The sequence below is a fragment of the Leucobacter chromiireducens genome, assembly GCF_051993095.1.
GTDB classification, from domain to species: Bacteria; Actinomycetota; Actinomycetes; order Actinomycetales; family Microbacteriaceae; genus Leucobacter; species Leucobacter chromiireducens.
The window spans coordinates 61,130-86,707 of record NZ_CP197024.1 but is presented as its reverse complement, the minus strand read 5'-3'; the positions used below and the strand labels follow the sequence as shown (position 1 = coordinate 86,707).

Here is a 25,578-nt window from a genome sequence, read left to right as displayed (position 1 = left end):
GCTGAGGGAATCGCAACGGCGATGCCCGGCGCAGCCCGGGCCTCACGCATCAAGGAGGATCATGAGCACCGGTTCACACGGCGAAGTTCAGCTGGAAAACGAGCACTTTCGCGTCACCAAGTGGACGATCGAGCCCGGTGGCGTCATCCCGATGCACCGCCACGAGTACGAGTACGTGGTGATTCCGCTCGTCACGGACACGATGCACGTCACGAACGCGGATGGCAGCGAGATCGTTGCCGAGCTCACCACCGGCCAGAGCTACACGCGCCCCGCAGGCTCCGAGCACCAGGTCGAGAACCGCAGCTCCGCAAGCGATGTCGTGTTCGTTGAGGTGGAGAAGCTCGCATGAGCACGGTGACCGTGCGGCCCATTGCCGACTCCGATCGCGCGGCCTGGGAGACGCTCTACCGCGGCTACCGGGACTTCTACGCCAAGCCACACGACCCCGCCGTGTTCGACACGGTGTGGGGCTGGCTCCAGGATCCCACGCATGAGACGCGCGGTCTCATCGCTGAGCGCGATGGCGTTGCGGTGGGAATGGGCCACTTCCGTCGCTTCGCGCGCCCGATCGATGGCGGTCATGGCCTGTACCTCGATGACCTGTTCACCTCAGCGGAGGCGCGCGGCACGGGTGCCGGCAGTGCGATCCTGCAGCGCCTCGCCGAAATCGCGCGCGATGAGGGCGCCACCCTCGTGCGCTGGATCACCGCGGAGAGCAACGAAACCGCGCGCAGCCTGTACGACCGCGTCGCAACGCAGACCCCCTGGGTCACGTACGACCTCGCGCCAGCCGAGTAAACGCCCGCCGCCACAGGGGGACTTCGAGCGCGTGCCCGCGGGCTACGACACCGCGCGCACGCGCTCGAGGCCGGGAGTCGCCTCCGTCTGCCCGTGCACAATCGCCTTGCCGTCGCCGTCGACCGCTACAAAAACAATCTCGTTCAGCGTGAGGATTTCCTCGTCAGTCACGGCATTCGTGACCCGGCAACTCAGCGTGATCGAGGTGCGACCAAACTTCACCACCGAGTACTCGAGCTCGAGCAGGTCACCACGGTCAGCGCGCGAGATGAAGTCGATGGCGGAGACGTGGCGGGTCACCACGTCGATGGTGCCGAGCTGCGTGATCGCCATGATCGCCGCTTCCTCGTCCACCCACTGCAGCAGCCGACCCCCAAACAGTGCGCCGTGCTGGTTGAGATCCTCGGGCTTGACCCACTTGCGCACAATGTGCCGGTAGTCGCTCATGGCGCCAGCCTACTGCGCGGGATCACACCCGCCGATATACGCGACTCGAGCTGAACCGCGGAGCCTACTCCGTCTCGGCGATGAGGCGCTCGATGATCGGGATCGTGTCCGCGCGGCTATGCTCCACGTGCGCGAGCGCGAGCGCGGCCGCGCGCTCCACCTGACCATGCACGATCGCATCACACAGATCTTCGTGCTCGCGATGCAAGTCGACGTCATCGCGCTCGTTCGCGATGTTGAACAGCCGTTTCACACGCCCCTGGATCGGCACCATGAGGCCCTGCAGCAGGCGGTTTCCTGCGAGCTCAACAACCGCGGCATGAAAGTCGGTGGTGGCCCCCACGATTGCACGGGCATCCGTTCGCCCGGTGGCTTCCTCTGCGTGACGCAGCGCCGCGATGAGCGCCGACCCATCGGCGCCCAACGCACAGCGCTCGGCAGCGAGCCGCGCGGCGAGTACCTCGAGCGAGGCGCGCACGTCAAACAGCTCACTGACATCGGCGAGCGCCATGGGCGCAACGACAGCGCCCCGCCGGGGCAACGTTCGGATGTACCCCTCCGCCTCAAGGCGCGGAAACGCCTCACGAATCGGCACGCGCGAGACGTTGATCTCTTCTGCGAGATCACGCTCCCGGATCCGACTTCCCGTGGGGAGGCGTCCGTCAATGATGCGGTCGCGCACCCACTCGTACACGGCCTCTCCGCGCGATAGGGGCTCGTCAAGCATCACCGCGTCCTCTGTGTCATTCCTGAGCATCTCCGCCGCTCCCGTCCGCACCACCCTCGCATGCGAGCGGCGTCTCCCATGATGCCCGTCGACTCGAGCACCACCAACTTCTCCCATTTTGGCATTCCAAACGACGCATTCCAACCCGAAAGATGCTGCGATTTCCCTATCTCTCAGTATTTGGCATACAATCCATCCGTGGTTCGCGTGCAGCGGGCCCGCTGGGTCGTCCACCAGAGCAAAGGAGTCTGTGCATGACCACCACCGCCCCACCCTCCGAGGCCACGCGCCCGCGCACCCTGAAGCGCGAGCTCGGCCTCCCGGCACTGATCGCCTACGGCCTCACCTCAATGGGGGTGCTCTCCGTCGTCTCGGTGTACGGCCCTGCCACCGCGCTGAGCGATGGCCATCTTCCTGCCGCCTATGTCGCCGCGATCATCATCATGCTGTTCACCGCGCACAGCTACGGTCGCATGGCGGCACACGTGCCAATCACCGGAGGCGCATACGCCTACGTCACGCGAGCGTTCGGCATTGGCCCCGGCTTCCTCACCGGCTGGGTGATGCTCCTCGACTACCTCTTCCTCCCGATGGTCAACTTCCTCCTCTTCGGGCTGTACTTCAATAGCCTGTTTACGGCGGTTCCCGCATGGGTGGGCACCCTCATCTGCATCGCAATTGTTGCGGTGCTCAGTGTGATCGGGGTGACCTGGATCAAACGAATGAACAGCGTCGTCATCGTGGCCTCCGTGCTCGTCATCGTCGCGTTCCTCACGCTCGCGATCCTGAACGCCCCGAACCTCAGCATGGAAGCGGTCATGACCCCGCTGTCCCTCGGTTCAGGCGGCCTCGCCCCCATCCTCGCCGCGGCAGCGATCGTGGCCTTCGCGTTCCTCGGCTTCGACGGCGTCTCAACCCTCGCGGAGGAGACGCGCGACCCGCGCCGCAAGATCCCCAAGGGAATCGTGCTCGCGACACTGTTTGCTGGCCTCGGGTACCTCGCGTTCTCGATTGCGGGCAGCCTCATCGTTCCCGACTGGCGCACGCTCGAGAATCTCGACGCCGCGGGCACCGAGCTCATGCAGCAGGCCGGCGGCGACACCCTCATGGTGATCTTCGTGGTCGTCAACGTGATTGGCATCGTGCTGTGCGGCACCGCAGCGCAGATGAGCGTCAGCCGCGTGCTCTTCGCCATGGGCCGCGACGGGATCCTTCCCGCGCCCCTCGCCCGACTCCACCGCCGCTTCCGCACGCCCTATGTTGCCGCGCTGCTCGTGTCCGCGGTCGCTCTCGTCGCACTGTTCATCACCCTTGATCAGGCCGTCTACATGATCAACTTCGGCGCGCTCGTCGCGTTTGCCATGGTCAACCTTGCGACGATTAAGGTGCTGTTCTTCGACCTGGGGCTCCGCAGCGGCTGGGGCGTCGTTCGACACCTGATCATGCCGCTCATCGGCTTCGTCTCGATTGCGTGGCTCTGGACCTCACTCGCACCATTCACATTCGTGCTCGGCGGCACCTGGCTGGCCATCGGCGTGGTGGTGTTCCTCCTGCGCAGGAAGAAGCACGGCGGCGCACTCGCCTTGCAAATTGACGGCGCCGCCACCGAGGCGATGCCCACGCTCCCCTACCGCGAGTAGACGCGCCACGCATGAACGCCGCTGCGGCGGGGATCCTCTCGGGGATCCCCGCCGCAGCGGCGTGTCAGACACGGTGGAGGAACCTCAGAGGCCCCCACACTCGGCCCGCGGGAACACGGGCGGAAACAGCTGATCGGGATCGCTGCCGTGTGTTGGGGCAAGCGCATCCCGCTCCGCATACGCCGCGCGCAGCTTCTCAAAGATCCGCTGCCCTTCGGCCCGGAGCTGCGTGGTGTTCAGCCCAGGGATCTCTCCGTCTCGCATCACGACGCGGCCGGCCACCATACTAAAGTGCGCATCGCGGCCAGTTCCCGCGAGGGTGAGCGTGCGAAGCGGGTCATCAATCGCCCCAGTGCGGAAATCCGCGAGTGAAAATGCAACGATGTCGGCCTGTGCACCCACGGCAATGCGACCGAGGTCGCTGCGGCCGAGCGCGGACGCGCCGCCCAGGGTGGCCGCCTCCACATACTCGGCGAGGAGCCCCTTTCCGAGGTCCCTGTGCTGCGCCTTTGAGATCTGCACACCCGTGTCGATCGCCCGGATGAGGTCCGGTGGAAACGAGTCAGTGCCGAGTGCGACGTTGATCCCCGCCGTGAGGTATTGCGAGAGCCGCTCGAGGTGAAACGCGTAGCGCGCGTTGGTCACGGGGCAGTGCACAATCGACACCCCAGCTTCGGCGAGCGTGGCAAGGTCGCCCCGGTCCTCGCCGTGCACCTCGGGGTGCACATCAATGTAGACCCCGTGCGCGAGGATCAAACGGTCTGAGAGGAGGCCCGTCCGCTCGAGCAAACCCAGGGGAGTCGTGCCCCGATCCCGCGCGAGGAATCCGATCTCAGAGTCGAGCCCCTGCGTCGCATGCACCCGCACCCGCACCCCGCGCTCTGCGGAGAGGCGCGCAGTGCGCTGCAGGAGCTCATCCGTGACCGTCTCCACCCGGCACGGCACAAGCACCCCCGTGACCAGGGGATCAGCGAGGGCTTCAACTGTGTCAAGGAAGCGCTCGGCGTCGGCGAACGCTGCCCGCCCCTTCGCCTCGTCCCAGTAAATGTCTGGGGTGCCATCCGCACGCGTGACGTGCACCCCGGATCGGTATGAGGGGCCGAGAAACACTCGAATACCCAGCTCGCTCGCCGTGCGTGCCGTATCAAGCAGGTCGTCGTGAGTCTCCGCCCAGGCGCCGTGCACCTCCGAGGAGATCGGCATCGCAGAAGTGATGCCGTGCAGAATCAACTGGACGAGCCCATACCGGCGAAGCGTTGAGCGCTCCGCAGGCGTGAGCACCTCGCGAGGCGCTCGCGCGTACTCCTCAGACCACTCCAGGCGCGCCTCATGCGCGGGGCCCCACCAGGAATCGAGCAGTAGGTGGTCAATGTCCACCAGGCCTTCGAGGTCAATCAGGCCCGGGAGCAGCACGCTCTCGCCGAGCTCAATCACCTCGTCTGCCTGCGCAACGAGCGCGTCGCCCGCCACGCCACCAGCGACCGCGATCACTCGATCCCCCTCGACGAGCACCACCGCGTCGCGCAACTCCGCGAAGCTCGGCGCGGTCGTGGGAACGCTCGGATCCGGCGCGACACCCGCTGGCGCTCCCACAATTGCGTGCGAACTGCGCAGCGCACGGATGCTCATGAGGCCAGCTGCTCTCGCCGCGTCGGCTTCCAGCCGGGACCGGGCACGGCGGCGCGAAGCGCGCGCGTGTACGGGTGGGTGGGGTGCGCGAGTAGTTCGGCCGTATTCCCGCGATCCACCACCTGCCCGTTCTCCATGACAATCATTCGATCCGAGATCTGGTTGACCACCGCAAGATCGTGCGAGATGAAGAGATAGCTGATCTGCCGCTCCGCCTTGATGTCGGCGAGCAGATTGAGAATCTGCGCCTGAATCGAAACATCGAGCGCGGCTACTGCCTCGTCGAGCACGATCACGCCCGGGTCTGCGGCGAGCGCGCGCGCAATCGCCACCCGCTGCCGCTGTCCTCCAGAGAGCTCCCGCGGAAAGCGATCGAAGAAGCGCTGCGGCAGGCCGACGGCGTCAAGGATCTCCTGTGCGCGAGCGCGCACGCCGCCTCGCGCGGCGCCGGGGGCCGCGTGCAGGCGAAGGTTCGCTGCGATGACCTCACCAATACGCTGCCGCCCGTTGAGCGAGGAGTAGGGGTCCTGAAACACGTACTGCACCTCGCGGGCTCGGATTCGACGCTCACGCAACGAGCGAGGCGCACCCGTGCGATCGCGGCCACCGATCTCAATCGCGCCGGCGGTGACCGTTTCAAGTCCCACGATCATTCGTGCCACCGTCGTCTTCCCCGAGCCGGATTCGCCGACGATCGCGAGGCACTCGTCGGGCATGAGCTCGAACGAAACGTCGTCAACGGCGACGACATCTTCGCCGCGGGTTCCGCGAGGAGCGGGAAACACCTTGCGCAGGTCGTTCACTCGGATAAGCGGTTCGCCCTGCGGTGTGGCCTGAGGGGCTGCGTTGTTCACTGCGTGGTCCTCGCTTTCAACTCCTGGTGCAGCTCGAGCGAATACTCGAGCACGGGAAGGCGGTCGAGTCGTTCCTCGATACTCGGGCGCGCGCCCATGAGCTCAACCGTGTAGGGGTGGGTGGGTGCGTCGTAGACGTGTGCGCCCTGCTCGACGATCTCCCCCGCGTACATCACCGCGAGCCGGTCGCAACAGGCGTTCGCGAGCTCGAGGTCGTGCGTAATGAAGAGCAGCGCGAGCCCGCGCGCCCGGCGCTGCTCGTCGATGATTGCCATCACATCCGACTGCGCCGTGACGTCGAGCGCCGTGGTCGGCTCATCCGCAAGGATGAGCTGTGGCTCGGCGAGCAACACGCTGGCGATCATGACGCGCTGTAGGAGGCCTCCGGAGAGTTCGTGCGGGTACTGCCGGAGCCGCCGCTCCGGGTGCCTCACCCCCACTTCATCGAGGATTTGGATCGCGCGCCGCTCGACGTCCGCGCGGGGCAGGCCGCGATCGCGAACAAGTGCCTCCGTCAGGAAGTCGCCGACCGTGTGCACGGGGTTCACATGCGCTCGCGGATCTTGGAAGATCATGCCAACCTCGCTCGCCCGATACTTCCGCAGGCGCTCTCGGTTCATGCCCTGCACGGACTCACCCGCGAAGCGAACCTCACCGGTGGTGCGGAACCCTTCGGCGAGCATCCGCATTACTGCGCGCGTGGTGAGCGACTTCCCGGAACCGGATTCGCCGACGAGCCCCAATGCTTCGCCCCGGTCGAGGGTCAGACTGACCCCGTTCAGCAGGTCGAGGCGTCGGTACTTCGTGACCAGACTCGCGTGCAGGTTTTCGATTTCAAGGAGTGGTGCGTTCATCGGATGCTCCTGGTGTTTGAGGCGAGCCGGTCGCCGATCACGGTGATGCTCCACACGATGAGCACAATCGCGAGGCCCGCGGTGATCGCCTCGAGCGCCTGCCCGCGCAACAGCGAGTCGAAGCCGCTCTTCACCATGAGTCCGAGATCAGCCGTTGGCGGCTGCACACCGAGCCCGAGGAAGGAGACGGCCGCGAGATCGATCACGGCGAAGCCGAGTGACGAGACGGCCTGCGCAACCACAATGGGCTGCACGTTCGGCAGGATCTGCGTGAGGCTGATGCCGATGCCCGACTGTCCCTGCAGCCAGGCCGCCTGCACATAGGGCATGCCACGCTCGCGCAGTGCAGCGCCGCGCACGACGCGTGCAACGTAGGGGATGTAACCAATCGACAGGCCAACCACCACGGTGGGCAGGTTGGGCCCAAAGATCGCCACCGCAATCAGCGCAAACACGATACCCGGAACCGAGAACAGCACGTCAAGGATCCAAGAGATCACCGTGTCAACTCGCCCACGGTTCCACGCGGCGATGAGGGCGAGCGTGGTGCCGACGACGGTCGCAATGAGAATGACCAGCGTCGGCCCGAGCAGCGTAATGCGGGCACCGTACATCAGCCGAGAGAGGAGGTCGCGGCCGAGGGCATCCGCTCCCAGCAGGTGCTGCGCGCTGGGGCCCGAGAGCGCCGCGAGCAGATCGGGGAAGTCGGGATCATACGGTGCGAGCCATGGCGCGAGGAGTGCCGCAAGCACGAACACCGTCAGCACGCACGCGGCGATGATGCCGGTGGGGCCGAGCTTCCGGCCGAGCAGGGTGAGGCGACCGGGGTCGTTCGCAGCCACCTTGCGGAGGGCGATCTGAGTGGTGCTCGGTGCGGTCATTGCTTACTCCCCAGCTGGATGCGCGGATCAATGATCGTGTACAGGAAATCCACGATCGCGTTGATCACCACGAACGCGATGACAAGAACGAGAATTACGGCCTGCACGACGGCGAAGTCGCGCTGCAGGATCGCGCGGACGAGCAGCGATCCGAGGCCGTCGAGCGCGAACACATTCTCGATGACCACAGCCCCCGCAATGAGTGTCGCGACCGTCAGACCGAGCACAGTGGTGATCGGGATCAGGGCATTGCGAAGAATATGCCGCCGCACAATGAGGTTCGTGCGCAGACCACGGGCCACGGCGGTCTGGACGTGTTCCCTGCCGGCCTCCTCCAGCACCGAGGCGCGCGTGATGCGTGCCTGATACGCCGTGCTCGCAACGGCAAGCGCCGCTGCCGGAAGGATGAGGTGGAACAGGGTGTCGAGTCCCCCGCTCCCGCTCCCATTCGTGGGGAACCAGCCGAGCCCCACCGCAAAGACACTGATCAGCGCGACGCCGATCACGAATGCCGGAGTGGCGAGGCCAAGCGTCGCGAGCGTGGTGACCACCTGATCCGCCCAACCACCGCGCAGCGAGCCGAGCAGGCCGAGCCCCACGCCGAGCACGGCGATGATGAGCGTCGCAAGCGCGATGAGGGCTACGGTGGTGCCCACCCGGCCGCCGATGAGGTCGGCGACGGGCTGACGGTAGACGACCGAGTCGCCGAGGTCTCCCGTGAACAGATCACCGATCCACGCGAAGTACCTGACGAGGAACGGATCATCGAGGTGGTACTGGGCGGTCACCCGTGCGATTTGCTCCGGCGTCCCGCCCCGGGGGCCGAGCACAAAGCTCAGCGGACTCCCCGGGGCGAGATAGAGCATGCCGAAGACCACGAATGACGTGACAAGCAGGACGAGCAGGAGGCTGCCCGTCCGGCGCAGCAGGAATGCGGGGATGGACACGGGACTACTCCACGCCTCCGATGGTGGCCGCCCACGGGTAGCCGAGGTACGCGGAGGAAGCCGTCGCACCCGAGATCTCGTTGTTCTGCACGAGGATCACCGGCAGGTCTCCCATGGGGAACCAGGGCAGATCGCGCGTGATCTTCTCCTGGGCGGCAATGGTCAGCTCGGCACGCTTCACGGGGTCGAGCGTGGCGCGTGCTTCTGTGAGCTCGGCGGCGGCGCCATCGTACTTGATGAAGTTGTTCGTGCTGTCCGGCATGAACGTCGTGTACACGTCGAGCGGATCAGTCACGTTTCCGTAGTAGGTCGTGAAGAAGCCGTCGAGGCCTTCTCGCGCCTTCGGGTCGAAGTAGAGGTTGCCGAACTGCTCGACCGGAATCACCTTCGTCTCGATCGTGAGTCCGATTGCCTGCCCGGCGGCCTGAATCAGGTTGGCTGTCTGCTCGTGCACTGCGGACGAACCCTGCACACCAAGCACAATGGGAGCGGAAACGTCGCCAGCCTCAGCGAGCAGCGCCTTCGCGCGCTCAATGTCTGGCTTCAGTTCGTACCCGTCGTAGGCCGCCTGGAAGAGCTTCCCCGCCTCATCGTCACCGTAGTACGCGGGTCCGGTCAGCACCGGTGAGGGGATCGCCGCGCCCTGGAACACGACGTCGGCAATAGCCTGGCTGTCAATCGCGGCGAGCAGCGCCTCGCGCACCTTCGGGTTCGAGAACGTGCCCGTCTCCTGAATCGCGCGGAGCGACCAGAAAATGTAGGACTTGCCGAAGGTGATGCTCGCGTCGCTACCCTCCAACTGGCTCAGGCCGGCCGGCGGGAGGTAAAAGAACTGTCCGTCAACGTCACCCGAGCGAAGCGCGTTGATCGCGGTCGATTCATCGGCAATGAAACTGAATGACAGCTTCTCCACCTTCGGGATCAGCGCGTCATCCCAGTAGTTCTCGTTCTTCACGAGAGTGATTGCTTTCCCCGGCTCCCAGGAGTCGAGCTGGAACGGGCCAGTGCACATCATGCCGCCCTTCGGGGTGCCGAACTGCTCGCCAGCGGCTTCAGCCGCAGCCTTCTGCACAATCGCGCCAGCAGCGCTCGACATGCCCTGCGCAAACAGCGCATCCGGTGTGCTGAGCGTGACGGTCACCTCGGCGTCGCCTGTCTGCGTCACGGACTCCACGTTCGTGAAGTAGTCCGTCCAGTACGTGGGCGCATCGGCCCCCACCTGTCGTTCGAGCGAGTACACAACGTCTGCGGCGGTGAGCGGCGAGCCGTCCCAGAACTGCACGCCATCGCGCAGTGTGTACACGTACGTCGTATCGTTCGGCGACTCCACCTGCTCGGCGAGCGCGTTCTCAATCTCAAGATCGGGGGTGATGCGCGTGAGCCCCTCGCACATGTTCGAGTCCACCGTGTTCTCCGCGTAGTTGAACGAGAGCATCGGGTCAATTGACATCGGCTCATAGGGAAGGTTCCAGGTGACCTCGGGAACCGCCGCTGTGCCCGCGGGCGTGGTGGTTGCGAGCTTCGCTGGGTCAAGGTCGAACTTGGCTTGGCCAGCGGCGGTGCCCGAGGGGGCGCCGCCACCGCCGCCAGCGCATGCGGTCAGCGTGAGCGCTGCCACAGTGGCTGCTCCGAGCAGCGTGAGACGTCGAATGGACACGGGGACTCCTTTGTTCCGGTGATGGGTACTGCGGGTGTTCAGGTGGTGGGAAAGAGGGGCTGAGAGAACGCGTTAGCTGAGCACGACACCATCGCGCACCACGCGCGTGGGTGCTGGGCGATCGACCACCAGCTGAGCGATGCTGTGCGCGGCAAACTCGAGGCGGGTCGCTGCGGCTGCCCCGCTCCACTCCGCGATCTCGGGGATTCCGAGCATCTCGCCGCCGGCGACCGAAGCGATGCGGAACGCACGCTCAAGCTCCATGTCCGTGATCGCTCCCGTGCGGTAGGCGAGGAGGTGAGCGCGGTCGACCATACTGCCGGTTCCGAATGGGCTCCAGGAGTCGCGTACGCCGTCTGATCCGGCGACGAGTCGCACGCCGTGCTGCTCGAAACGATCGATGTTGGGCACGGGGTCCGGCCCCAACGCGCAGGTCGCGATCCAAATACCCGCCTCTGCAACCCGGTCAAGGGTCTCCGGCAAGCTGGGCAGCGACTCGTCGCAGAGCGCGAACGCGTGGCCAATCGTCACGCGCCCCTGGCGGCCAGTGGCAACAGTGCGCCGCGCGATCTCTCGGATCTGCGCGAGTCCATCCTCGCCACCGTCGTGGAGGTGAATATCGATGTCGCGGCTCTTCCGCTCCGCGAGGCCGAACACCGCGTCGAGATGGCCATGCAAGTCGCCCTCGATCCCGCCCGGGTCGATGCCGCCCACAAGATCGGCGCCCGCGTCCAGTGAGGCCGCCATCACCTCGAGCGTGCCGGGGTTGCGCAGCAGGCCGAACTGCGGGAACGCGACGATCTGCACTGTGAGTCCGGGAAGCCGCTCTGCCGCGGCACGCACGCCCTCAACGTTGCGAATGCCGAGTTCGCTTGCCACATCCACGTGCGCGCGCATCGCAAGGGTGCCGTTGCGGCGGGCATTCGCGAGCAGCGCATAGGCCCGCTCCTCCACGCTCTCGGGAAAGTCGAACTGGGTCGCACGATCGTTCTCGATCAGCTCCGCGAGGTCTCGCGCCGGGCGGCGCGACATCCACGCACTTCCCCATGAGGTCTTATCCGGGTGAATGTGACCGTCAACGAGGCCCGGGGTGGCAAGCATCGCGGGGTGCGGTGCAGCTGGGGTCGCCGTCATTGGAAGACCTTTCTCGGTGATTCTGCAGGGAAATCCGGCGCCAGCCTGGCGCCGAACCACTTGTCAGACATATGATAACCATATAACCAACCGAAGCTGCAAGGATAGATACCGTGCGACCTATTCAACGACGATCGCTCGTCGACACCGTTGTCGACGAGCTGAAGCGCGAAATCAGTGCCGGCCGCTGGGCACTCGGCGACCGCCTCCCCTCCGAGGCGGAGCTCACCACCACCCTCGGCGTGAGCCGACCCTCCGTGCGCGAGGCGGTTCGTTCCCTTGTCCAGCTCGGTCTCCTCGAGACGCGACAGGGAGACGGCACCTACCTCATCGCCACTGACCCCACGCAAGTAGCTTTGCGCCGGGCGATCCACTCCGCGGATGGCCGCGAAGTCATCCGCGTGCGCCGCGCGCTCGATGCACTCGCTGCACGCGAGGCTGCGCAATTCCGCACCGCGGCCAACCTCGCTGAGCTCGAGACGCACTTGCGCGACCGGGCTGCAGCAATCGCCGCGGGTGACGCGGAGGGATTCGCAGATGCCGACGTCGCGTTCCACCTCGGCATCGCCGAGGCCTCAGGAAACCAGCTCCTCACCGATCTGTACGCGAGCTTCGACACCTCCCTCCGGGAGTCTGTTGCAGACGCGTCGTGCCTCACCCAGCGCCACGACCCCGACCGCGCCGACATGCACGACGCGCTGTTCCAGGCCATCGTCGCGCAAGCCGCGGACGCAGCAGCAGCGGCAGCACTGGGAGTGCTCGAGCAGCAGGAGCGTCTGCTCGATGAGTCGAACTGAACGACGTCAGGCCGCAGCTGCAGGGATCCTCATCCTCGCAATTGGCTTGAGCGTCCGATTTCCCATCACTTCGGTCTCCCCGCTTCTCCCAGAGATCGGCGCACGCTATGGGCTGAGCGCCGGCGGTCTCGCGATCTTGAGTTCGCTCCCCGTGCTCATGTTCGGCGTCGCCTCCCCGTTCGCTCCCCTCCTGGTACGGCGGCTTGGCCTGGCCCGAGCGATCACGGTGCTGCTCGCACTGCTCGCGACCGCGACCCTGCTCCGCCCGGTGTCGGCGCCCCTCCTCTTCACCGGCGTCATCCTCGGCGGGATGACCATCGCCCTGCTCGGAGTCTTGGCACCCCAGGTGATCCGGCAGGCGCTTTCTCGACGCGGCGGATTCTGGACAGGGGTCTACACCACGTCGTTCGGCGTCAGCGCCGCAGCGGGTGCCGGGCTCACGGTACCCCTGTTCCACCTCCTCGACGACCGCGTTGCGCCCGCGCTCGCCGCGTGGGGGATTCCCCTGCTGATCGCACTCGGGCTCTCACTCGGGCTCGGTTCCGCCCTCGGCTCGAGCGCGAGCAGCGGCCAGCAACACCCCGCCCAATCGTTCCGAGGCCTGCTCCGTACGCCAGGAATCTGGGCGGTCACCGGATTCTTCGGATGCCAAGCGCTCATTTACTTCGCGTTGACCGCATGGCTCCCGACGATTGCCATCGACCGCGGCATGAGCCCGAGCGAATCAGGCATGCTGCTCGCCTGGCTCAGCATCGCTGGCCTTCCCGCGTCACTCATCGCACCCACGCTCGCCTCACGCCCGCGGCTGCGCACCCCGCTCATCGTTGGTGTCGCCGCGCTCTCTGCCGTCAGCCTGCTGGGACTCGCCTACGGACCCATCTCACTCGCCCCGCTCGTTGTCGCGGCGCTCGGCATCGCACAGAGCGGCGCGTTTGGGCTCGCAATTGCGCTGATCGTGTTTACCGCACCAAGCGCCACGGCGACCGCGAGCTTCTCCGCCGTGAGCCAGGGCGTGGGCTACGCGTTCGCGGCAACCGGGCCGCTCCTGCTGGGCTTCCTCTCCCAGGCAGGGATTCCATGGTCCGCCGCCCTCCTGGTGCTTTTCGCGGTCGCCGTCATCGAGCTCGGCTTCGGCATCGCAGGGTCTCGTGCGTCTCTGCGCCGCGGTATTGAGCCACCTCCGTCCACGTAAGCTGGAGGCATGCTGACGCTCGCCGGAATCCTGCTGCTCGTAAACGCTGTCTACAACATCGTGGTGTGGCCGCGCTTCTGGACGCGCGTCGCGAAGGATCCGCGCGCCCGTGACGAGCAGGGTCGCCCCACTCGCTTCCTCACGGTGCACGCAGTGCTGATCGGGATCGCGCTGCTCATCGCCGCGGCGTCCGCCGTTGCGGGCGTGATCGCGCTCGTGCAGGCGTAGCAGCCGAAAACGGAACGAGGGAGGCCCGCCCACGCTTCTGCGTGGGCGGGCCTCCCTACGGTGTCGCGACTACTCTTCTTCGTCGTCCGACTCGACATCATCCTCGTCGTCTGCGTCGTCGGGATGACCGGCACGCACGTGCGTCGCAGGCCCCAGGTGTGACGCTCCGCCCTCGCCCACCCAGCCATCGCCGGGAGTGCGTGCAGGATCGGAGTCGTGATCCGGAACTCTCTGATCTGGGTGCTCTGACATCGTGCCCTCCATCTCCGTCGATGCGCGGACCCGCCGCGCGGATACCTCCCTCCCAGCTTACGCCGCCACGAGCTCCACGGCACCAGGGAATTCGTCGCGCACGCGGGCGGGCTGGCTTCCCAGCATGGAATCGGCTCAGCGCTTAGACTGGAGGGATGAAGCGGATCCTCACCTACGGCACCTTTGACCTCCTGCACTGGGGTCACATCCGCCTGCTGCGTCGCGCACGTGCGCTCGGCGACTACCTCGTGGTCGCCGCCTCCACGGAGGAGTTCAATGCGGGCAAGGGGAAGAAGACCTACCACGACTTCGAGACGCGCAAGAACATGCTCGAGGCGGTGCGCTACGTCGACCTCGTGATCCCCGAAGAGGCGTGGGATCAGAAGATCCGCGACGTGCAGAAGTACGAGATCGACGCCGTGGTGATGGGCGGCGACTGGGAGGGCGATCCCCGCTTCGAGGTGCTGCGCGACTACTGCGAGGTCATCTACCTCGACCGCACCGAGGGCGTCTCCACCACCAAGATCAAGCGAGATCTCGGCGTCAACGCCTAGCGCCGAGCTGCCGCAATGCACAGTGGCCCCGGTTCCCTCGCGGGAAACCGGGGCCACTGTGCGTGTACCGAGCAGTGCTCGCGCTAGAGGACCTTGGAGAGGAAGGCCTTCGTGCGTTCGCGCTGGGGGTTCGACAGCACCTCGGCCGGGTCACCCTCCTCGACCACCACGCCGCCGTCCATGAAGACCAGCTTGTCGGCCACCTCACGGGCGAAGCCCATCTCGTGCGTCACCACGATCATGGTCATGCCGCTCTCGGCGAGGCCCTTCATGACGTCGAGCACTTCACCCACCAGCTCGGGATCGAGGGCGGAGGTCGGCTCATCGAACAGCATGAGCTTCGGCTCCATCGCGAGCGCACGCGCAATGGCCACGCGCTGCTGCTGCCCACCCGAGAGGTGCGCAGGGTAGTAGTCGTGCCGGTCCGCGAGGCCCACACGAGCAAGCAGTTCCATCGCCCGAGCCTTGAGTGCGGCCTTATTGCCCTTCTTGAGCAGGGTGGGCGCGAGCATCACGTTCTCGAGCGCGGTCATGTGCGGAAAGAGGTTAAAGCGCTGGAACACCATGCCGATGTCGCGCCGCTGCTTCGCCGCCTCGTGCGGGTGCATCTCGTAGAGCTTGTCGCCCTGCTGCCGGTAGCCGACGATCTCGCCGTCGACGGACAGTCGGCCCGCATTCACCGTCTCCAGGTGATTGATGCAGCGCAGGAAGGTCGACTTGCCCGAGCCCGAGGGGCCAACGAGGCACAGCACCTCACCACGCTGCACCTCGAGCGAGATGGACTTCAGCACCAGGTTGGACCCGTAGGCCTTCGAGACACCCTCGGCCATCACCATTGGAATGTCGGTTGCTTGCTGGCTCATACCATGCCTCCCCCGGGGCGCTGGCGCGGCGGCACAATCCCGGTGCGGCCGTCCTTTTCCTCATACGTCGGGTACGTCCCGTCGGTTCCCACCACACCGATGGCGGCGGTCTCTACCGTGGGCGTCATCACGTCGGGGCGCTGTGCGACGCCCCGCGCGAAGTGCCGCTCCAGGTAGTACTGGCCCACCATGAGCACCGAGGTGACGGCGAGGTACCAGATCGAGGCAACGATGAGCATCGGCACCGGCTTGTAGGTGACTGCCGAGATGTCCTTCGTCTTCATGAAGAGCTCGAGCGTGAATGGCACCGCGTTGACGAGCGAGGTGGTCTTCAGCATCGAGATGACCTCGTTGCCCGTCGGCGGGATGATGACGCGCATCGCCTGCGGCAGGATGACCCGGGTCATCGTGTGCCACCAGCCCAGTCCGAGCGCCACAGCGGCCTCGTCCTGACCCTTGTCGACCGACAGCAGGCCGGCGCGCACGATCTCGGCCATGTAGGCGGCCTCGTTCAGCGCGAGGCCGATGATCGCGAGCGTGAACGCCGTCATGATCGTGTTCGTCTCGAACTCGAAGAACGGTTCCATGAACGGGATTCCGAAGCCGATCTTCGGGTAGATCACCGCAAAGAGTCCCCAGAAGGTGAGCTGCACGTAGACCGGGGTGCCACGGAAGATCCAGAGGTACACCCAGGCGATGGACTTCACCACCGGGTTCGGCGACAGACGCATCACCGCGAGCAGGATCCCGAGCACGATGGCGATGATCATCGAGTAGACGGTGAGCTGCAGGGTGTAGCCAACGGCCGAGACGATGCGCGTATCGAAGAGATACTTGCCCACCTCAGGCCAGTCAAAGGCCTCGCGGTTCGCGGCATCAATCACAAACAGAACGGCGAGCACTGCCAGCACGACGGCAAGCGCGATGCGGCCGGGATGCTTGAGCTTGATCGCCTCGATGGGCTCGGATTCGTAGAAGGGCTGGGGCTTCGGGGTGGTCCCCGAAGCCCCGCCCGTGTTCTCAGACATAGCGGAGTGTTCCTACTTCACTGTGGGTTCGGATACGACGGTTGATCGGGATCAGGAGCCGGCGTTGATCGTTGCCTTCTCGATTGCCCCGTCTTCAACGCCCGCCTTCGTGAGGATCTCGAGGTACGTGCCGTCGTCCATAAGCGACTGGAGCGCAAGCTGGACGGCCTTCGTGAGGTCGGTGTCCTTGGGAAGCGCGTAGCCGTAAGGTGCGACGTCGAACGTCTCGCCGGCCGCCGCAATCTTGTCGCTCTGCGCTGCGATCGCGTCGAGGGTCACGGGCGAATCAGCGCTGAACGCCTCAGCCTGGCCCAGCACGACGGCGTTCGTTGCCTCAGCCTGGCCTTCGAAGGGCATGATGTCAATCTTGGGCTTGCCCGCGGCCTCGCACTCGGCCGACTTCGCCGGGAGCTCGTCGGTGTGCTCGAAGGTGCCCGACTGCACGGCGACCTTCAGCCCGCATGCGTTGTTCGGGTCGATGTCGGAGCCGATGGGTGCGGCCCACAGCACGCCGGCCTCGTAGAAGTTGACGAAGTCGACGGTCTTCTGGCGCTCGGCGTTGTCCGTGAAGGACGACGAGCCCATGTTCATCTTGCCGCCCTGAATGCTCGGGATGATCGTGTCGAAGCTTGCTTCCTCCCACACGGGCTCGAGGCCCAGGCGGGCGGAGACTGCGTTGGCAAGGTCGACGCCCCAGCCGACGATCTCGCCGGAGGAGTTCTTGTACTCGTTGGGCGGGTACGATCCGTCGGTGCCGAGTACGAGCTTGCCGGTGTCCTTGATGTCGGCGGGGACGAGCGCCGCGGCCTTCTCATCGACACTGATCTTCGAGGTGTCGGTGGACTCGTGCTTCGGGCCCTCCTCGTTCGTCACGCACCCGGTGAGGGTGAGCAGCGCGGCTGCGGCGAGCGCGGGGAGCGCGTATCGAATCTTCATTGATCTCTCCAATGTGAAGCATCGCGCAATCCCGGTGCCGGGAGTGGACGTCGCTTCGTTGCGTCATGTCGCTCCGAGTGTACTGCGCGTGGGACGCCACTCAACTACAGAGTCTCTACCCGGCTCCATACTGGGGCTTGATCCGGGGCAAGATTGACCGGAATGGCGCGAATCTCCGGCCCGCTCGGGTACGCGCGGGCGGATAACATTCTGATGACGCCCTCGGCTTAGCGCGCGTCGAGCTCCAGCCGGTACCCCATGCCGGGCTCCGTGATGAGGAAACGCGGGACGCTCGCATCCCGCTCAAGCTTCTTCCGCAGCTGCGAAATGTAGAGCCGCAGGTACCCGGTGTCGGTCACGTGTTCGCTCCCCCAGATGTGGGTGAGGAGCGTCTGCCGCGTGACGAGCTTCCCCGGGTTGCGCAGGAGCAGTTCGAGCACCTGCCACTCGGTGGGCGTGAGACGGATCTGCCGTCGCCCGCCTCCCGTCGCGTCCACGACGCTGCGCGCGGCAAGGTCCACCGTGATCTCGCCGAGCGTCACCACGAGCGCGGGAGGCGCCGTCTCCTCCTGTTGCGGCAGGCGGCGCGTGAGCGCGCGCACGCGAGCCAGCAGCTCCTCCACCGAAAACGGCTTCGTGAGGTAGTCGTCGGCGCCCGCGTCAAGGGCGTCCACCTTGTCCGCGGTGCCCGCGCGCCCGGACACCACGAGGATCGGAGCCTGTGACCAACCGCGCACCGCGTGGATCACCTCGACCCCATCGAGGTTCGGCATCCCGAGATCGAGGATGAGAAGCTCGGGGCGCTCAGCGATCGCGGTACTGATCGCCGACGCGCCGTCGACCGCGGTGAGAATCTCGTAGCCCTGCGCCGTGAGCGTGATGCGCAGCGCTCGGAGCAGCTGCGGATCATCGTCGGCGATGAGAATCTTCACGGCCGTCCCTTCGTCCCGGAGGCCGCCGCGAGCGAGACGACCATCGTGAGGCCCCCGCCCGGGGTATCCTCGGGCTCCAGTGTGCCACCCATCGCCTCGACGAAGCCCTTGGAGAGCGCGAGGCCCAGGCCGAGGCCGGTGCCGTTGTCGGTATCTCCCAGCCGCTGGAAGGGCACGAACACCTCGTCGCGGCGGGCGGCCGGGATCCCGGGCCCGTGGTCGATCACGCGCACCTCGACGCGATCTGCGAACGTGCTCGTCGCGATACGGACGGGGCTGCCGGGCGGCGCGAAGCGCGTGGCGTTCGCGAGGAGGTTGGCGAGCACTCGCTGCAGCAGCACGGGATCCGCGCTCGCCTGCTGCTCGCCATGTTCAAGCGCGAGCTCCACCTCTGCGGGGCCGAGGCCCAGCTCGTCGAGCGCGGGGCCCACGACATCCGCGGGGTCGAGCGGCGCAGTGTCGATGGTGAGCGCGTCAGCTTGCAGGCGGCTCACGTCGAGCAGATCGGTCACGAGCGCGGTCAGTGCGGTGAGGCTCTCGTCCGCCGTGTCGAGGAGTGCGCGGCGATCGTCCGCGCCGAGGGAAGGTCCGGTGGTACGCAAGCCCCCAACCGCCGCGGTCGCTGCGGCGAGCGGGCGCCGCAGGTCATGGCTGAGGGCGGACAGCAGTGCGCCGCGCACCCGGTCCGACGCCGCGATGGGCGCGATCTCGCTCGCCGTGTCCGCGAGATGCTGATGCTCGAGCGCGGCGGCGAGCTGGGCGGTGATCACCGCGAGCAGCCGCTGCTCAGACGCGGGCAGGTCTCCGCCGAAGAGCAGCAGCTCGCCGCGCTCGCCCACGGGCAGCCGGCTCGTCACCTCCCCGTCGTGCACGCCCGACTCGGCAACCGTCTCGCCGTCCTCCACGAGCCGCACCCCGCGCAGCGCAAACGCCTCGCGCGCACGGTCCACGAGTGCCTCGACCGCGCTGTCGCCGCGGAGCACGCTCCCGGCCACGGTTTGGATCAGCTCGGACTCAGCCGCAGCGCGTCGCGCCACCCGGGCGGCGCGGGCCGCGCGATCCACCACGAAGCTCACGAGCGCCGCAATGGTCGTGTACAACAGCAAGGCAATCACGTGCATCGGATCCGTGATCGTCACCGTGTACAGCGGCGCGATGAAGAGAAAGTCGAGCGTGATCCCCGAGAGCACGGCCGCAAAGAGCGCCGGCCACAGGCCACCCACGAGCGCAACGATGACCACGAGCAGCTGATAGCTCAGCACATCTCCCGTGATCGACTCGGGGCTGCGCATGGTGAAGAGCAGCCACGTGAGCAGCGGACCCGCGATGAGCGCGAGCAGGAAGCCGGCGAGCCGCCGCCGCACCGTGAGCCCACCGCCCAGGCGGGGCAGCGCGCGCGTGCCACCGGCTCCTGCGTGGTTGACGATGTGCACATCAATGTCGCCAGACTCGCGGATCACCGTCGCGCCGATCCCGGGCCCCGTGAGCGCCGTCGCGAGGCGGCCGCGCCGACTCGCTCCGAGCACGAGCTGCGTCGCGTTCTGCGAGCGGGCGAACTCGACGAGCGCGGTTGGCACGTCCGAGCCGAGCACCTGATGGTACGAGCCACCGAGCTGTTCGGTCAGCGCGCGCTGCTGGGCGAGAGCGGCAGGGTTACCCGCGCGCAAACCGTCTGGGCTCGTCGCGTGCACGGCGACGAGCGCGCCGCCGGAGGCCCGCGCCGCGATGCGCGCGCCGCGGCGCAACAGGGTCTCGCCCTCGGGTCCGCCCGTGAGCGCGACCACCACACGCTCGCGCGCCTCCCAGGTGCGGTCGATGCCGTGCGCGCTGCGATAGCTGGTGAGCGCCTGGTCCACCTCGTCGGCGAGCCACAGCAGCGCAAGCTCGCGAAGCGCCGTGAGATTGCCCAGCCGGAAGTAGTTGGAGAGCGCGGCGTCGATGCGCTCAGCCGGGTACACCACCCCGCCGGCGAGCCGATCGCGCAGCGCCTGCGGGGCGAGATCGATTACCTCGATCTGATCCGCGTCGCGGAGGAAGCGATCCGGCACCGTCTCACGCTGCGGCACCCCGGTGATCTGCTCCACCACATCGTTCAGTGAAGCGATGTGCTGAATGTTGAGGGTGGAGAGCACATCGATGCCGGCTTCGAGCAGCTCGGCAACGTCCTGCCACCGCTTCTCGTTGCGCGACCCCGGCGCGTTCGTGTGCGCGAGCTCGTCAACCAGCGCGAGCTGCGGTCGGCGCGACAGCACTGCATCGAGGTCCATTTCCTCGAGCGCCACTCCCCGGTGCGCCACAGCGCGGCGTGGCACCGCGGGCAGGCCCGCCGTCATCGCGGCGGTCGCGGCACGGCCGTGGGTCTCCACGATCCCAATCACCACATCGGTGCCCGCGCTCTGCAGGTGCCGGCCCTCCTCGAGCATCGCGTAGGTCTTGCCCACGCCGGGGGCGGCCCCGAGCAGCACCCGCAGTCGCCCCCGTGTCGTCATGCCGCAGCCTCTCGTTCGTCGAGCTCCAGATTAATCCGCAACACATTGACGCGCGGGGAACCGAGGACACCAAGATCTGGCGCCTCCGTGAACTGCGCGACGAGGGCGCGTACTTCTTCGAGCGGGATCGCACGCGCCGCGGCGACGCGCTCCGCTTGCAGCGCCGCATACTCCGGGCTGATGTGCGGGTCGAGGCCTGAGCTCGATGCGGTGAGCGCATCGACCGGGATCGCGTCCTCGGGCACCCCGTCGCGCGCGGCAATCGCGGCCCGCCGCTCGGCCACCGCCGCCACGAGATCCGGGTTCTCCGGCCCGAGGTTGCTTGCGCCCGACGCCGCGCCGTCGTAGCCGTCGCCCGCGGCAGACGGTCGCGGCTGGAAGTACTGCGGCAGCGGCTCCCCCTCCGCGTCGACGAACGACTGGCCGATCAACGCCGAGCCGACCGGCGCCTCGGCGCCCGCCCCGCCTGGGCCCGCGAGCAGCGAGCCGTTCGCCTGCGCCGGGAGCGCGAGCTGCCCGATGCCCGTGACAAGGGCGGTGTACCCCACCCCGAGCGCGAGCGTGCACACCAGGAGGGTGCGCGCCGCGACCCAGAGCGTCTGTCCCGTGGTGCGGGATCCTGCAGTCATGATGCTGTTCTTTCTCTTGTGTGAGGGTTAGAAGCCCGGGATCAGCCGGACGGCAAGGTCGATGAGCCAGATGCCGATGAACGGCGTCACGATGCCGCCCAGCCCGTAGATGGCGAGGTTGCGAGCGAGGAGTTGCGCCGCGCTCGCCGGCCGGTAGCGCACGCCGCGCAGGGCAAGCGGCACGAGGAACACGATCACCACGGCGTTGAAGATCACGGCGGACAGCACGGCAGACGCCGGTGAGTGCAGGCCCATGATGTTCAGCACCGACAGCCCGGGGAACACCCCCATGAAGAGTGCAGGGATGATCGCGAAGTACTTCGCGATGTCGTTGGCGATCGAGAACGTGGTGAGGGCGCCGCGCGTGATGAGCAGTTGCTTGCCGATCGCCACAATGTCGATGAGCTTCGTGGGATCCGAGTCGAGGTCGACCATGTTGCCGGCCTCCTTCGCGGCGGAGGTGCCCGTGTTCATCGCGACGCCGACATCGGCCTGCGCGAGTGCGGGCGCATCGTTCGTGCCGTCGCCCGTCATCGCGACGAGCCTGCCGCCCTCCTGCTCGCGGCGAATGTACTCGAGCTTGTCCTCCGGGGTTGCCTCGGCGAGGAAGTCGTCGACCCCGGCCTCCTTCGCGATCGCGGCGGCGGTGAGCGGGTTGTCGCCCGTCACCATGACCGTGCGAATGCCCATCGCCCGCAGCTCGCGGAAGCGCTCGGTGAGCCCCTCCTTCACCACGTCCTTCAGGTGGATCACGCCGAGGATGCGCGGCACTCCCGTTGCCGACTTCTCCGCGACGACGAGCGGCGTGCCGCCCGACTCCGAGATGCGCTCGACCACCGCGCGCATCTCCGCACCCACTCCCGCGGGGAGCGCCGCACCGTCGGCCTCGAGCCAGGCGATCACCGCCGAGCCCGCGCCCTTGCGCAGCTGCGAACCATCGGGCAGGTCGAGCCCCGACATGCGCGTCTGCGCGGTGAACGGCACGATCTGCGCGGCCGGATCCTGCACTGCTTCGACTCCCTGCAGCCGCGCGAGATCAACGATCGAGGTGCCCTCAGGAGTGGGATCCGCGAGCGAGGAGCTCGCCGCCGCCCGCACGAACTCCTGTTCAGTGACACCACCCATGCGCACGAACGCGCTCGCGCGCCGATTGCCGTAGGTGATCGTACCGGTCTTGTCGAGCAGCAGCGTCGTCACGTCGCCCGCCGCTTCGACCGCACGACCCGACATCGCGAGCACGTTGCGCTGCACCAGGCGATCCATGCCCGCAATGCCGATCGCGGAGAGCAGCGCGCCAATCGTCGTGGGAATGAGGCACACGAGCAGTGCCACGAGCACCGTGATGCTGACCGGAGCCGCCGCGTAGGAGGCGATGGGGCCGAGGGTCAGTGCGACCGTCACGAACACGATCGACAGTGCCGCGAGCAGGATGTTCAGCGCAACCTCGTTGGGGGTGCGCTGCCGGGCAGCGCCCTCCACAAGCGCGATCATTCGATCAACAAAGGTCTCGCCGGGCCGGGAGGTGATGCGCACCACGATGCGGTCGGAGAGCACGCGCGTGCCGCCCGTCACCGCCGAGCGGTCACCGCCCGACTCGCGCACCACCGGCGCGGACTCGCCCGTGATGGCCGATTCGTCGACCGAGGCGATGCCCCACACGATGTCGCCATCGCCCGGGATCGCTTCGCCCGCCGAGACCACCACGACGTCGCCGAGCGTGAGCTCCGCCGAGGAGATGTCGACGAGCTCCGCGCGCTCGGCCGCGGGGTCTCCCGCGGCGTCGTAGTGCGCGACGCGGTGCGCGAGCGTGCTCGTGCGGGTCTGCCGCAGCGAGTCGGCCTGCGCTTTGCCGCGGCCCTCCGCGATCGACTCGGCGAGGTTCGCGAAGAGCACCGTGAGCCACAGCCAGCCAGCGATGATCGCGGTGAACGCCACGGGCACGGTCGCGCCGCCCGAGTCCTGCGGCCCGCCGAGGAACGGCTCAGCAAGCGCGAGCGCCGTGGTGAGCACGGCGCCCACCCAGACGATGAGCATCACAGGGTTACGCCACTGCGCTCGCGGATGCAGCTTGCGCACGGCCCCGGGGAGCGCATGGCGCACCTGCGCCCAAGTGAGCGTCTTCGTGGCGCGCGCAGCCTTCGTCGCCGCCGCGTGCTCGGCCGCCTGCGCGGCGGCCTCCGCGGGAGTGTGAGTGAGGGTGGACATGGCTTACATCAGCCCTTCCGCTAGGGGACCCAGCGTGAGAATTGGGAAGAACACGAGGGCCGTGACGAGCACCGCAGTGCCGGCCATGAGCCCGATGAAGAGCGGGCGGTGAGTCTGCAGCGTGCCCGCGGTCTCGGGAACCGGATCCTGCGCCGCAAGCGCACCGGCGAGCGCCAGCACGAGCGCGATCGGCAGGAAGCGGCCGAGCAGCATCGCCACGCCAATCGCGGCGGTGAACCACGGCGTGCTCGCGGTGAGGCCCGCGAATGCCGAACCGTTGTTGTTCGCACCGGAGGTGAAGGCGTAGATCACCTCGGACAGACCGTGCACGCCGGGGTTCGCGATCGACTCGCCGATCACGCTCTCGCGCACCCCGGGAAGCGCGAAGCTGAGCGCCACCCCCGTGAGCACGAGGAGCGGCATGACCAGGATCGTGAGGCTGGCAAGCTTCATCTCGCGCGGGCCGATCTTCTTGCCGAGGTACTCGGGAGTGCGTCCCACCAGCAGGCCGGCGAGGAACACCGCGATGATCGCGATCACGAGCATGCCGTAGAGGCCAGACCCGACGCCGCCCGGAGCGATCTCGCCGAGCATCATGTTGAGCATCGGCACCATGCCGCCGAGCGCCGTGAACGAGTCGTGCATCGAGTTGACCGCACCCGTCGAGGTGAGCGTTGAGGCCGAGCCGAAGAGCGTCGACCCCACGATCCCGAACCGCAGTTCTTTGCCCTCGAGTGCGCCGCCCGCGAGCAGAGGTGCTGCGCCGCGGCCGGCGAGCTCGAGCGCCGTGAGCGCGGTCGTGGAGATGAGCGCGAGCAGCGCCATGACCGCGGCGACCGCTCGACCCTGGCGACGATCCCCCACCATCGTGCCGAGGGTGCGTGGCAGCGCGAACGGGATGAGCAGGATCAGGATCACCTGCACCACGTTCGTCCACGCCGTCGGATTCTCGAACGGGTGCGAGGAGTTCGCATTGAAGAAGCCGCCACCGTTCGTGCCGAGCAGCTTGATCACTTCCTGAGATGCGACCGGGCCGCCCGGGATCTGCTGCGCCGCGCCCGAGAGCGTTGTCACCTCGGTGAAACCCGCGAAGTTCTGGACCACCCCGCCCGCCATGAGCACCACGGCTCCCAGCAGCGAGATGGGGAGCAGGATCCGGAGAGTGCCGCGAATGAGGTCCACCCAGAAGTTGCCGATCGTGCCCGAGCGACGGGCTGCGAATCCCCGCACAAGGGCAATCGCCACGGCCATGCCGGTCGCGGCGGAAACGAAGTTCTGCACCGCCAGGCCCGCAAGCTGCACCGTGTAGCCCACCGTCACTTCCGGCGAGTAGGCCTGCCAGTTGGTGTTTGCCACGAAGGAGATCGCGGTGTTGAATGCGATTCCCTCGGGCACTGGCGGAAGCCCGAGCGAGTAGGGCAGCACGTGCTGGGTGCGCTGCAAGAGGTAGAGGAACAGCACGCCCAGCAGCGAGAAGGCGAGCACCGCGCGCAGGTAGGCCTGCCACGACTGTCCGGCGCGCGGGTCAACGCCGATCACGCGGTAGATGCCGCGCTCTACCGCCCAGTCTTTCCGAGTGGTGTAGACGTGCGCCATGTAGTCGCCCAGTGGACGGTGTGTGACGACGAGCACGAGGACAACGGCCGCGAGAGCGGCAAGGAATGCGAGCCACGCCATCAGAAGCGCTCCGGCTTCACGAGGGCGATGACAAGGAACACGATTGCCGCAAGGCCGAGGGCCGCGGCAAGAGCTTCGAACACGATCACAGCTTCGCCACCGCCTTCCCGACCACCGCGACGATCGCGAAGAGGACGAGCGCGCCGAGAATGTAGACGACGTCGAGCACGAGGAGCTCCGATCGAAGAACTACCGCGGGGCGAGTGCGCCCTGCAGGGCCCCCGA

Annotated in this window: 26 protein-coding genes; 7 read left to right on the top strand and 19 right to left on the bottom strand. The window is 67.1% G+C overall.

Annotated elements, in window-relative coordinates; translation table 11 throughout:
• Positions 1 to 61: 61 nt before the first annotated feature.
• On the top strand, positions 62 to 352 hold the full coding sequence (locus tag ACR81A_RS00425; protein ID WP_202380440.1) for a cupin domain-containing protein: 291 nt from the start codon (positions 62 to 64) through the stop codon (positions 350 to 352).
• Positions 349 to 801 carry a GNAT family N-acetyltransferase gene (locus ACR81A_RS00420; RefSeq protein ID WP_202380441.1) on the top strand — a complete coding sequence of 151 codons (453 nt, stop codon included), beginning with the start codon at positions 349 to 351 and terminating at the stop codon, positions 799 to 801. The genes ACR81A_RS00425 and ACR81A_RS00420 overlap by 4 nt, the downstream gene beginning before the upstream one ends.
• Positions 802 to 843: 42 nt before the next feature.
• Here the strand turns inward: ACR81A_RS00420 and ACR81A_RS00415 are convergent, their stop codons facing one another.
• Positions 844 to 1,248, bottom strand: a complete 405-nt coding sequence (locus ACR81A_RS00415; RefSeq protein ID WP_202380442.1) for an acyl-CoA thioesterase — start codon at positions 1,246 to 1,248, stop codon at positions 844 to 846.
• A gap of 64 nt (positions 1,249 to 1,312) precedes the next feature.
• Entirely contained in the window at positions 1,313 to 1,975 is a 663-nt protein-coding gene (locus ACR81A_RS00410) for a GntR family transcriptional regulator (protein ID WP_202380443.1), read from the bottom strand.
• Positions 1,976 to 2,229: 254 nt separating this feature from the next.
• On the opposite strand from ACR81A_RS00410, the gene ACR81A_RS00405 reads away from it, so the two are divergent.
• The gene (locus ACR81A_RS00405) at positions 2,230 to 3,615 is read left to right on the top strand and encodes an APC family permease (RefSeq protein ID WP_202380444.1); all 1,386 of its coding nucleotides are present in this window, start codon (positions 2,230 to 2,232) and stop codon (positions 3,613 to 3,615) included.
• Positions 3,616 to 3,699: 84 nt separating this feature from the next.
• Here ACR81A_RS00405 and ACR81A_RS00400 read toward each other — a convergent pair whose 3' ends face one another.
• The 7 genes from ACR81A_RS00400 to ACR81A_RS00370 all read right to left on the bottom strand — a co-directional run bounded on the left by ACR81A_RS00400 (position 3,700) and on the right by ACR81A_RS00370 (position 11,571).
• Entirely contained in the window at positions 3,700 to 5,244 is a 1,545-nt protein-coding gene (locus ACR81A_RS00400) for a chlorohydrolase family protein (protein ID WP_440312220.1), read from the bottom strand.
• The gene (locus ACR81A_RS00395; RefSeq protein ID WP_202380446.1) at positions 5,241 to 6,098 is read right to left on the bottom strand and encodes an ATP-binding cassette domain-containing protein; all 858 of its coding nucleotides are present in this window, start codon (positions 6,096 to 6,098) and stop codon (positions 5,241 to 5,243) included. The genes ACR81A_RS00400 and ACR81A_RS00395 overlap by 4 nt, the downstream gene beginning before the upstream one ends.
• Positions 6,095 to 6,952, bottom strand: a complete 858-nt coding sequence (locus tag ACR81A_RS00390; RefSeq protein WP_440312219.1) for an ABC transporter ATP-binding protein — start codon at positions 6,950 to 6,952, stop codon at positions 6,095 to 6,097. The genes ACR81A_RS00395 and ACR81A_RS00390 overlap by 4 nt, the downstream gene beginning before the upstream one ends.
• Entirely contained in the window at positions 6,949 to 7,833 is an 885-nt protein-coding gene (locus tag ACR81A_RS00385; RefSeq protein WP_202380448.1) for an ABC transporter permease, read from the bottom strand. The genes ACR81A_RS00390 and ACR81A_RS00385 overlap by 4 nt, the downstream gene beginning before the upstream one ends.
• Complete coding sequence (locus ACR81A_RS00380) at positions 7,830 to 8,780, bottom strand: ABC transporter permease (RefSeq protein ID WP_337248850.1); 951 nt, start codon at positions 8,778 to 8,780, stop codon at positions 7,830 to 7,832. The genes ACR81A_RS00385 and ACR81A_RS00380 overlap by 4 nt, the downstream gene beginning before the upstream one ends.
• 4 nt (positions 8,781 to 8,784) lie before the next feature.
• Positions 8,785 to 10,437, bottom strand: a complete 1,653-nt coding sequence (locus ACR81A_RS00375; RefSeq protein ID WP_202380449.1) for an ABC transporter substrate-binding protein — start codon at positions 10,435 to 10,437, stop codon at positions 8,785 to 8,787.
• A 72-nt stretch (positions 10,438 to 10,509) separates the two neighbouring features.
• Positions 10,510 to 11,571 carry an amidohydrolase family protein gene (locus ACR81A_RS00370; RefSeq protein WP_440312218.1) on the bottom strand — a complete coding sequence of 354 codons (1,062 nt, stop codon included), beginning with the start codon at positions 11,569 to 11,571 and terminating at the stop codon, positions 10,510 to 10,512.
• Positions 11,572 to 11,684: 113 nt separating this feature from the next.
• Here ACR81A_RS00370 and ACR81A_RS00365 point away from each other — a divergent pair, with 113 nt between their 5' ends.
• Genes ACR81A_RS00365 through ACR81A_RS00355 form a run of 3 tightly spaced genes read left to right on the top strand, consistent with a single transcriptional unit; the run spans position 11,685 to position 13,788 of the window.
• A complete protein-coding gene (locus ACR81A_RS00365; protein WP_440312217.1) occupies positions 11,685 to 12,368 on the top strand; it encodes a FadR/GntR family transcriptional regulator in 684 nt (227 codons plus the stop codon).
• On the top strand, positions 12,355 to 13,560 hold the full coding sequence (locus ACR81A_RS00360) for an MFS transporter (protein WP_440312216.1): 1,206 nt from the start codon (positions 12,355 to 12,357) through the stop codon (positions 13,558 to 13,560). Before ACR81A_RS00365 ends, ACR81A_RS00360 begins: the two co-directional genes overlap by 14 nt.
• Positions 13,561 to 13,569: 9 nt before the next feature.
• Positions 13,570 to 13,788: an SCO4848 family membrane protein gene (locus ACR81A_RS00355; RefSeq protein WP_025134649.1), complete on the top strand. Its 219-nt coding sequence runs from the start codon at positions 13,570 to 13,572 to the stop codon at positions 13,786 to 13,788.
• Between the two features lie 69 nt (positions 13,789 to 13,857).
• Here the strand turns inward: ACR81A_RS00355 and ACR81A_RS00350 are convergent, their stop codons facing one another.
• Entirely contained in the window at positions 13,858 to 14,040 is a 183-nt protein-coding gene (locus tag ACR81A_RS00350; RefSeq protein ID WP_202380453.1) for a hypothetical protein, read from the bottom strand.
• Between the two features lie 155 nt (positions 14,041 to 14,195).
• Between ACR81A_RS00350 and tagD the strand changes: the two genes are divergently transcribed.
• Positions 14,196 to 14,594, top strand: coding sequence for a glycerol-3-phosphate cytidylyltransferase (gene tagD, locus ACR81A_RS00345; RefSeq protein ID WP_202380454.1), 399 nt, complete (start codon positions 14,196 to 14,198; stop codon positions 14,592 to 14,594).
• A gap of 83 nt (positions 14,595 to 14,677) precedes the next feature.
• Here the strand turns inward: tagD and ACR81A_RS00340 are convergent, their stop codons facing one another.
• The 9 genes from ACR81A_RS00340 to ACR81A_RS00300 form a co-directional block, all read right to left on the bottom strand.
• Positions 14,678 to 15,457: an amino acid ABC transporter ATP-binding protein gene (locus ACR81A_RS00340; protein ID WP_440312215.1), complete on the bottom strand. Its 780-nt coding sequence runs from the start codon at positions 15,455 to 15,457 to the stop codon at positions 14,678 to 14,680.
• Positions 15,454 to 16,485 carry an amino acid ABC transporter permease gene (locus ACR81A_RS00335; RefSeq protein WP_202380455.1) on the bottom strand — a complete coding sequence of 344 codons (1,032 nt, stop codon included), beginning with the start codon at positions 16,483 to 16,485 and terminating at the stop codon, positions 15,454 to 15,456. Before ACR81A_RS00335 ends, ACR81A_RS00340 begins: the two co-directional genes overlap by 4 nt.
• Positions 16,486 to 16,536: 51 nt before the next feature.
• Positions 16,537 to 17,421, bottom strand: a complete 885-nt coding sequence (locus ACR81A_RS00330; RefSeq protein WP_202380456.1) for an ABC transporter substrate-binding protein — start codon at positions 17,419 to 17,421, stop codon at positions 16,537 to 16,539.
• Between the two features lie 227 nt (positions 17,422 to 17,648).
• Positions 17,649 to 18,353 (bottom strand): response regulator, encoded by a 705-nt coding sequence (locus ACR81A_RS00325; protein WP_202380457.1) that lies wholly within the window; start codon positions 18,351 to 18,353, stop codon positions 17,649 to 17,651.
• Positions 18,350 to 20,842, bottom strand: a complete 2,493-nt coding sequence (locus tag ACR81A_RS00320) for a sensor histidine kinase (protein WP_202380458.1) — start codon at positions 20,840 to 20,842, stop codon at positions 18,350 to 18,352. Before ACR81A_RS00320 ends, ACR81A_RS00325 begins: the two co-directional genes overlap by 4 nt.
• A complete protein-coding gene (gene kdpC / locus ACR81A_RS00315) occupies positions 20,839 to 21,471 on the bottom strand; it encodes a potassium-transporting ATPase subunit KdpC (RefSeq protein ID WP_202380459.1) in 633 nt (210 codons plus the stop codon). The genes ACR81A_RS00320 and kdpC overlap by 4 nt, the downstream gene beginning before the upstream one ends.
• A 27-nt stretch (positions 21,472 to 21,498) precedes the next feature.
• The gene (kdpB, locus tag ACR81A_RS00310; RefSeq protein WP_440312214.1) at positions 21,499 to 23,676 is read right to left on the bottom strand and encodes a potassium-transporting ATPase subunit KdpB; all 2,178 of its coding nucleotides are present in this window, start codon (positions 23,674 to 23,676) and stop codon (positions 21,499 to 21,501) included.
• 3 nt (positions 23,677 to 23,679) lie between these two features.
• Positions 23,680 to 25,353: a potassium-transporting ATPase subunit KdpA gene (gene kdpA, locus ACR81A_RS00305; protein WP_440312213.1), complete on the bottom strand. Its 1,674-nt coding sequence runs from the start codon at positions 25,351 to 25,353 to the stop codon at positions 23,680 to 23,682.
• Positions 25,353 to 25,442 carry a potassium-transporting ATPase subunit F gene (locus tag ACR81A_RS00300; RefSeq protein ID WP_036058129.1) on the bottom strand — a complete coding sequence of 30 codons (90 nt, stop codon included), beginning with the start codon at positions 25,440 to 25,442 and terminating at the stop codon, positions 25,353 to 25,355. Before ACR81A_RS00300 ends, kdpA begins: the two co-directional genes overlap by 1 nt.
• Positions 25,443 to 25,578 lie beyond the last annotated feature (136 nt).